Origin of the sequence: Nocardioides sp. (assembly GCF_036374615.1) — a bacterium.
In the GTDB taxonomy this organism is placed as follows: Bacteria; Actinomycetota; Actinomycetes; order Propionibacteriales; family Nocardioidaceae; genus Nocardioides.
The window spans coordinates 1-6,553 of the sequence record NZ_DASUTK010000156.1 but is presented as its reverse complement, the minus strand read 5'-3'; the positions used below and the strand labels follow the sequence as shown (position 1 = coordinate 6,553).

At 68.6% G+C, this 6,553-nt stretch carries 6 protein-coding genes; 2 read left to right on the top strand and 4 right to left on the bottom strand.

The window, feature by feature from the left end:
* The 4 genes from VFZ39_RS12155 to VFZ39_RS12140 form a co-directional block, all read right to left on the bottom strand.
* Positions 1–288: hypothetical protein (locus VFZ39_RS12155; protein ID WP_330866027.1), on the bottom strand; the 288-nt coding region annotated here is incomplete at its 3' end.
* Positions 289–371: 83 nt separating this feature from the next.
* The gene (locus VFZ39_RS12150; RefSeq protein ID WP_330866026.1) at positions 372–1,652 is read right to left on the bottom strand and encodes a hypothetical protein; all 1,281 of its coding nucleotides are present in this window, start codon (positions 1,650–1,652) and stop codon (positions 372–374) included.
* A 38-nt stretch (positions 1,653–1,690) separates the two neighbouring features.
* Positions 1,691–3,052: a lipopolysaccharide biosynthesis protein gene (locus VFZ39_RS12145; protein WP_330866025.1), complete on the bottom strand. Its 1,362-nt coding sequence runs from the start codon at positions 3,050–3,052 to the stop codon at positions 1,691–1,693.
* A 243-nt stretch (positions 3,053–3,295) separates the two neighbouring features.
* The gene (locus VFZ39_RS12140; protein WP_330866024.1) at positions 3,296–4,792 is read right to left on the bottom strand and encodes a bifunctional cytidylyltransferase/SDR family oxidoreductase; all 1,497 of its coding nucleotides are present in this window, start codon (positions 4,790–4,792) and stop codon (positions 3,296–3,298) included.
* A gap of 269 nt (positions 4,793–5,061) precedes the next feature.
* Between VFZ39_RS12140 and VFZ39_RS12135 the strand changes: the two genes are divergently transcribed.
* A complete protein-coding gene (locus tag VFZ39_RS12135) occupies positions 5,062–6,291 on the top strand; it encodes a hypothetical protein (RefSeq protein ID WP_330866023.1) in 1,230 nt (409 codons plus the stop codon).
* 55 nt (positions 6,292–6,346) lie between these two features.
* Positions 6,347–6,553: hypothetical protein (locus VFZ39_RS12130; protein WP_330866022.1), on the top strand; the 207-nt coding region annotated here is incomplete at its 3' end.

Sequence of the window (6,553 nt, the reverse complement as noted above, 5' to 3'; positions counted from 1 at the left end):
CACGACGGCTTCCACCTCGGGGAGGAACGCCACTGGCTCCGGCACCCGGTAGGGCAGGCCGAGGCCGACGAAGTGTTCGTGCAGTCGGCGCAGCGCGTCGAACTCCTGCTCGGCACTCAGCGGGTTGGAGACGTCGTCCTGCGACCACGTCGTGTGCGGCTGCTTGACGATCCATCGCCGGTGTTCCTCGCGGGACGTCGGTGTGCTGACGACGAAGATGTTCGAGCGCCCCGCGAGGCGCTGCCGTTCGACCGTGACGCCGCCGCCTGAGCCGACGGCTCGGATCACGGCCCGGAGCAGCTCCTCTGTCGCCGAGCCGGAGGTGGGACGCCGGCCATCCACCTGTGGCGGCTGGCGCCACTGCCCGCCGCTCACCGGAGCCCTCGCCAGACCGTCGTCACGATCTCGTGCGCGAGGGTGTCCGCCGGCAGAGTGCCGTCCAGTCGGTGCAGGCGGTACCGGGGCACCTGCTCCTGATAGAGCTCGGCCATGTCGGCAAGCTCCTGGGGCGTCTGCTCCTGACGCCGCCCGTAGGCGACCTCACTGGAGACGTCGACGAGGAACCCGACATCCGGCTTGGGGCTCATCACTTCGAAGAGCTTGCGCTGCCACGTGATGTCGATCCCTCGCATCCGCGTGAAGCGCAGGTCCAGCTTGACCATGGTGTCGGGACTGAACCTGTCGAAGACCAAGAGCTTGGTGCCACGCGGCCGCAGCAGGACGAACCGCCAGAGGTGCGCGCAGTTGAACAGGACCACGACATATCCCCACGCTGCCGTCCCGACCCGGCTGCCGTGCAGCGCGTGCGGGATCAGCTGGTCTCGCTCCGTTGCCGCGCCCGCGTAGGCGCTGCTGGGTCGGTCCAGGATCGGGAACCGCATCCGGAGCAACGCAGCGTTCTTGAACCCCGCCCAGTGATCGACCGAGGCAACGCCCAGCTCACTCAGCTCTGACTTGAGCCGAGTCACTTGCGTGCTCTTTCCGGAGCCGTCCAACCCCGAGAAGGACACGACGGCCGGTCGAAGCCGCCGAGGGCGAGCACCGAGGAGGACCCGCGTCCTGGCGGAGATCGGGCCACCCTTGAGGAGGACCGACGCGAGACCGGCCACGCGAGCTGACGGCGACAGCGGAGCGCTCGAGCGGTACGTACGTTGTAGCAGCTCGACCGCACCGGTCATGCCCAACGGACCGGCCAGCTCCAGCGCTGTCTCCCACGCGTGGGGATCGCGGGTGAGCGCTCCCGCTACGCGACTGCGCGCTTTCGGCGTCAGGGCCCCACGCCGCGTCACGTTGCCTCGGGCGGCGAGCAGCAGCACCACTGCAGGACTCGGCAGGACCAGGTGGCGGAACCCGGGGATCGGCTCGGCGTCGAGGAAGAGGGACGAGGCATCGGCCTGTGAGGTCTGCCACCGCTCGGTAGAGGACAGCTCGACGCCGTAGACCCCAGGCTCCCCGAACCGGGCCCACGTGTGTCCCCACCGGATGAATCCGGCACCGTGCAGCCAGCTGCTGATCGCGGCGTGGTCCCGGGGAGCGGCCAGCAGGTCGAGGTCCCGACCGCACGGCGGCGGAGAGCCCTCCACCAGCACCGGCCTCGTGGCCACGCCGTCGATGGCCTCTGCAGTGCTCATCCGCAGAGCGGTCACGTCCACGCCGGCCTCCTGTTCACTCGTCTCATGATTCATGGTCGTCATCCCGCTATCCGGGCCAGGATCCTCAAGTTCGGGCGGAGCGTCGCGTGCGTCGAGATCGAGAGCCTGCGGCGTACAGCGACCCAGTTCGCGACGTAGTAGGCGGCGGAGATCGCCACTGCCGAAGCGGCGAGGCCGGTGACGCCCCAGAGGTACGCGCAGATCAGGCCCGAGACGATCCGGAGGGCCACGACGATCCAGGTGATGATCGCCAGGTCGCCCTCGTAATGTGACATCGAGAGGGTCTTGCCCGACATGCCGCTGAGCGCGCTCAAGAGGTACCCGGTGGCGATCAGCATCAGGGCGGGCGCGGCGTCCTCGAAGCCGGCACCGAACACGGCGCGCAGCACGAACTCCGGTGCGATCACCATGGGCAGCCACAGCACCGCGCTGAAGGCGGTCGTCACCGACGCGGCGGTCCGGATCAGGGTTTGGAGCTGCGTCCGCTCGCCTTTCGACGACAGCCGGGCGATCGCCGGACTGAACACGGTCGCCAGGGAGGTGGCCGGGATCACGAGCAGTCGTCCGAGGCGCTGGCTGGCCGCGAACAACGAGGTCCCGCCCGCCGTCAGGACTGCACCGGCGAGCCACAGCTCGACCGTCGAGTTCAGGTATCCGCCGCTCTGGCTGAAGGTGAAACGCCAGTCGCGCTTGATGATCGTCCGTAGCTGACGAAGCGTGTGATGAGGACCGGTCGCGACCGGCCAGCTCCGGTTCAGCACCCACTGCACGTAGCACAGCGGGCCGAGGTACCCGGCGACGATGCCGAGCAGCACCCCGGCCAGGCCTGAGTCCGGAGCGACGTACGCGATCAGACCTACGCCGGCCGCCTGAACTGCCGCCACGAGCGCACCACCCGAGCGTCCGCTCAACAGGCTGGCGGTCCGGATGTGGCCGAGACCTCGCAGGAAGTTGGCACTGAGAAGCTGGTAGCCCGACTGGTAGACGAGGACGCCGCTCAGGACGGCCGTGGCGAGCTGCAGGTCGTCACCTGGACCGATCAGCCACACGACAGCCGCCGTGGCGACCGACGCGATCGGCAGCGGCACCAGCAGGACCGACCGGACCTGCCGACGGAGCGCGATCAACGTGTCCGTGTCCTCGGCACGCGAGGCCTCGCGGAGACCCGCCCGGTGGAGTCCCAGGAGGGCCAGCTGGGCGACCAGTCCGGCAACCGTCAGCAGCACAACCAGGTAGCCGAAACCCGACGGACCCAGCATGCGGGCAGCGATGACGTTGACGGCCAGGTAGCCAACGATGGCCACGGCGTAGGACGGAACGAAGTAGATCAGCGCCCGGATCAGAGAGACAGGAGACGGGCGTACCCGGAGCGTGGGGTTGGAGTCCCCGCTCTCGTCCATGCTGCTCCCCCTTGTTCCCCGCGGACCGACGACCCCGTCCGGTCCACAGTGGTGCCCCGTCTCAGGGCCACCCACGCCCGATCACCGGTCGCTCAGCAACCGGTCAGGCCGTCACCCTAGTCACGCAGGACGCTCCCGTGTGCAAGCTTCGCCATCTTGTTCCGGTCTTGTTGCGGTTCGGTCTCGATCCGCAGGGTGCCTTCCAGGTCGTTGTCCAGGTCCGGGGTCATGCACTCCCGGACGTCACGGTGTCGACGCCGCGCGCGACCAGGCGAGCGAGGAGGTGACACTGGACTCCGCCGTGGTGCCCGCGTGGCCGTTCAGCTCGACGGCGGCCTCCGAGGCCGCGACGTGGCTGGCCAGGGGGTCGTCGCGCCGGATGTCGATGATCTGACCGGTCTCACTCGACACGAGCGTGTCGAGGCAGTGGCGGGCGACCGCCATGGAATCGAGCAACGAGTCGGCCGGCTCCTTCCCGAAGGCCTTGGTTCGCATCGGGGTACCGGTGCGTTCGGGATTGATGCAGTTGACTCGCACGCCGTACGGCGCCCACTCGTCCGCCAGCGCCTGAGTGAGGTTGACGACTGCCGCCTTGGCGGAGGAGTAGAGGCTGTACCCGCTGCGCCCGCGGGTGTACGAGCTCGAGCTGAACAGCAGCAGGTTGCCCTTGGTCCTGGCCAGGTGCGGGAAGAACTCCTGGGCGATGAAGATGGGTGCGAAGTAGTTGATCTCCGTCGCCTCGTAGACCGCCTCTTCCGACGTCTCGGCCAACGATCCTCGTGGCAGGACACCCGCGGTGTTGACCACCATGTCGATGTGGTCGGTTGCGGCGAGCACCGTGGCGATGGCTGCTGCGATGTCCTGGCGGCGCTCGACGTGCGTCCCGGTCGACGACCGGCTGAACGCGAAGACGTCGGCACCGTGTTCGCGGGCCAGGTCGGTGATGTCCTTGCCGATGCCGTAGCTCCCGCCGAAGACGACGACGGTCTTGCCGGAGAGCGCGCGCGTGTAGTCCGTCAGCGAGTGGCGGACCGGCGCGAATCGGCTGGTCAGCTGAAACAGCTTGTCAGCGATGTAGACGTCGATCGGCTCGGTGACCTTCATGTTGCGGTCGTCGCCGGCAACGACCCAGATCGGCACCTCCGGCAGGTAGCGGAGCACCACCGTGCAGTCGTCGGTGGCGACGAAGTCCGGATCCTGGGAAGCGGCGGCGTAGGCCTTGCGGAGCACTGATGCGCGGAACGCCTGCGGGGTCTGCCCTCGCCGGAGCGCGGCGCGGCGCGGGATGTTGCTGATGGTGCCCTGCTCGGTGACTTCGATGATCGTGTCCGCGGAGGGGATCGCGACGTCGACGGCGTCGTAGCGGTCAAGGGCGTCGAAGCAGTCGCTGATGATCCGTTCGCTCACCAGGGGCCGCACGGCGTCATGCAGCAGGACCTTGCAGTCCTGGTCGCCGATCGCCCGCAGGGCCCGCAGCGTGGTGCCGTTGCGCGTCTCCGCACCCTCGTGGACCTGCGTGACCTTCTCGTAGCCGCCGGACCTCACGATGCTGTGAACTGCATCGAGATGGCCCGAGGCCATCATGATGATGATCTCGTCGACTGCGGGGTGACGATGAAAGGCGGCCACGGTGTGCTCGAGAATGGGGCGGCCTGCGATCTTGATGAGCTGCTTCGGGATGCCGAGGCCCATCCGGGCACCGACGCCGCCGGCGAGAATCACCGCGACATTACGCCTCATGTCGACGCCTCCGGCCGGTCGGCCGCGCGGGCCTGGCCCGTGTCGGGTCCAGGTCACCCGTCAGCTGATGTGCACAGAACACTTGACTCCCCCTTGCAAACCCGTTCCCCGCGGGTTCACCGGACCATCGTGAGCCGTTCACGGGCGTTTGGCAACGAAACGGCGATAAAGGTTCCGTTGACAATTCGTCCTTTTCGGATGCAGCCGACGGCTGCGTCCTAGACTCACGCTCTGCACGTTCAGATGGAGGCAACGGGCGAGGGGGCCGCATGTCGTCCGGTGATGACCGAGCTGGGACCTCGTCCGCGTCGGACTCGGCACTGACCCCGAACGAGCTCCTCAGGGCTGTGTTCGACGGCCTGAACGGCGTCGGGGTGAGGTGGGCGCTGCTGCGTGGCCGTGCGACTCTCGGTCATCCGGGGGGTGATGTCGACCTGCTTGTGAGCGCGGAGGACCTCGACTCCTTCGAGGACGTCGTGTTCGAGCTCGGTGCCTACACGCTCCCAAGGCTGCGCGTGCCCGGTGCGTGGTCGCGAGCGGTCCTGCGCCCCTCATGGCACCGCTTCTACGTCCTGTCCCACCGCGCCTCCCACGAGTCCGTCAAGCTCGACGTCGTCACTCGACTCGTCTACAGCAAGCAGCTGAAGCTCGCCTCGCACCTCGAGCCCGGCTGTCTGGACAGGCGGTTCGAGGACAGGGGTGTGTACGCCCTCGACCCGAGTGACGCCTTCTGGACGGTGCTCTTGCACTGCCTGCTGGACAAGCAGAAGGTCACGCCACATCGCGCGGCCGAGCTCGAGTCGATCGTGGCGAAGGTCCGTCGGCCGAGCCCGGGCGAGGAGTTCTTCGAGACCCTGTGTCCGCCGGGCAGGTCCGCCGACAAGGCGATCTCGCTCGTGCGCAACCGTGACTGGGACTCCCTGGCCGACCTGGGGCAGCTGATCCTGGGCTCCGACCCGGCATCCCCGTCCGCTGGGGCCCAGAAGTCGAGCGCCAAGCCGTCCCAGGAGGGAGCGCGACCGCACGCGAGCGGAGCTGACAAGGCGGTCTCGCGACTCACCGGAGGCCTTCGTGCGGCAGCGGTGTCGGCGTACCCGGCTGTCTGGCGCCGAGCCGGTCTCGGCGTCGTTCCTCGGATCCTGGACGTGGTCGAGGCAGGTGCCGTCGACGCCACGGTCCTGCGCCTCCGGCGGAGACCCGGCCGGTGCGAGGTGTACCTGCTCACGAGCGAGCAGCAGCGAACCTCACTGGGTGCCATGCTCCGTGCTGAGCACTACCTGCCTGCCGCAGGTCGCTGGAACCACCTGACCGGCGTCGGCCTGGAGACAGTCCACCTCGTGACCGCCACAGAGCTCGCTCTCTCCCCGGACTCCGTCGACCGGCTGCGCGAGACGTCGCTCCCGATGCCGGGTCGCACCTATTGCCGCAGAGCAGTGGGCGCCGGCCCGTGGCTTGACGACGTGCTGGACCAGCGCCGCGACCGCGGCGCCCCACGTTGAGCACTGCGAGCAGCCAACGGTGCGAGGTGGCGGGCGTTGCCACTAGCGTTCGGCCGTGACCAAACTCCTCGGCTGGCTGCTCCTGGTCGCCGCCGGCATGCTCAGCCTTCCGGTCGCTGCCTACTTCCTCGACGACCAAGGCACCGAGAACTGGATCCTGCCGGTCCAGCTCGGCGGGATGGCGCTCGTCGGGGCTCTGGTGGGCACGGCGCTCCCGGGCTTCGCCACCGGATCCGGGCGACGCCGCGCCGCCGTCGGGGCG

Coding starts and splice junctions, on each gene's coding strand:
- VFZ39_RS12145 (WP_330866025.1), bottom strand. CDS start 3,052: ATGGACGAGAGCGGGGACTCCAACCCCACGCTCCGGGTACGCCCGTCT.
- VFZ39_RS12140 (WP_330866024.1), bottom strand. CDS start 4,792: ATGAGGCGTAATGTCGCGGTGATTCTCGCCGGCGGCGTCGGTGCCCGG.
- VFZ39_RS12135 (WP_330866023.1), top strand. CDS start 5,062: ATGTCGTCCGGTGATGACCGAGCTGGGACCTCGTCCGCGTCGGACTCG.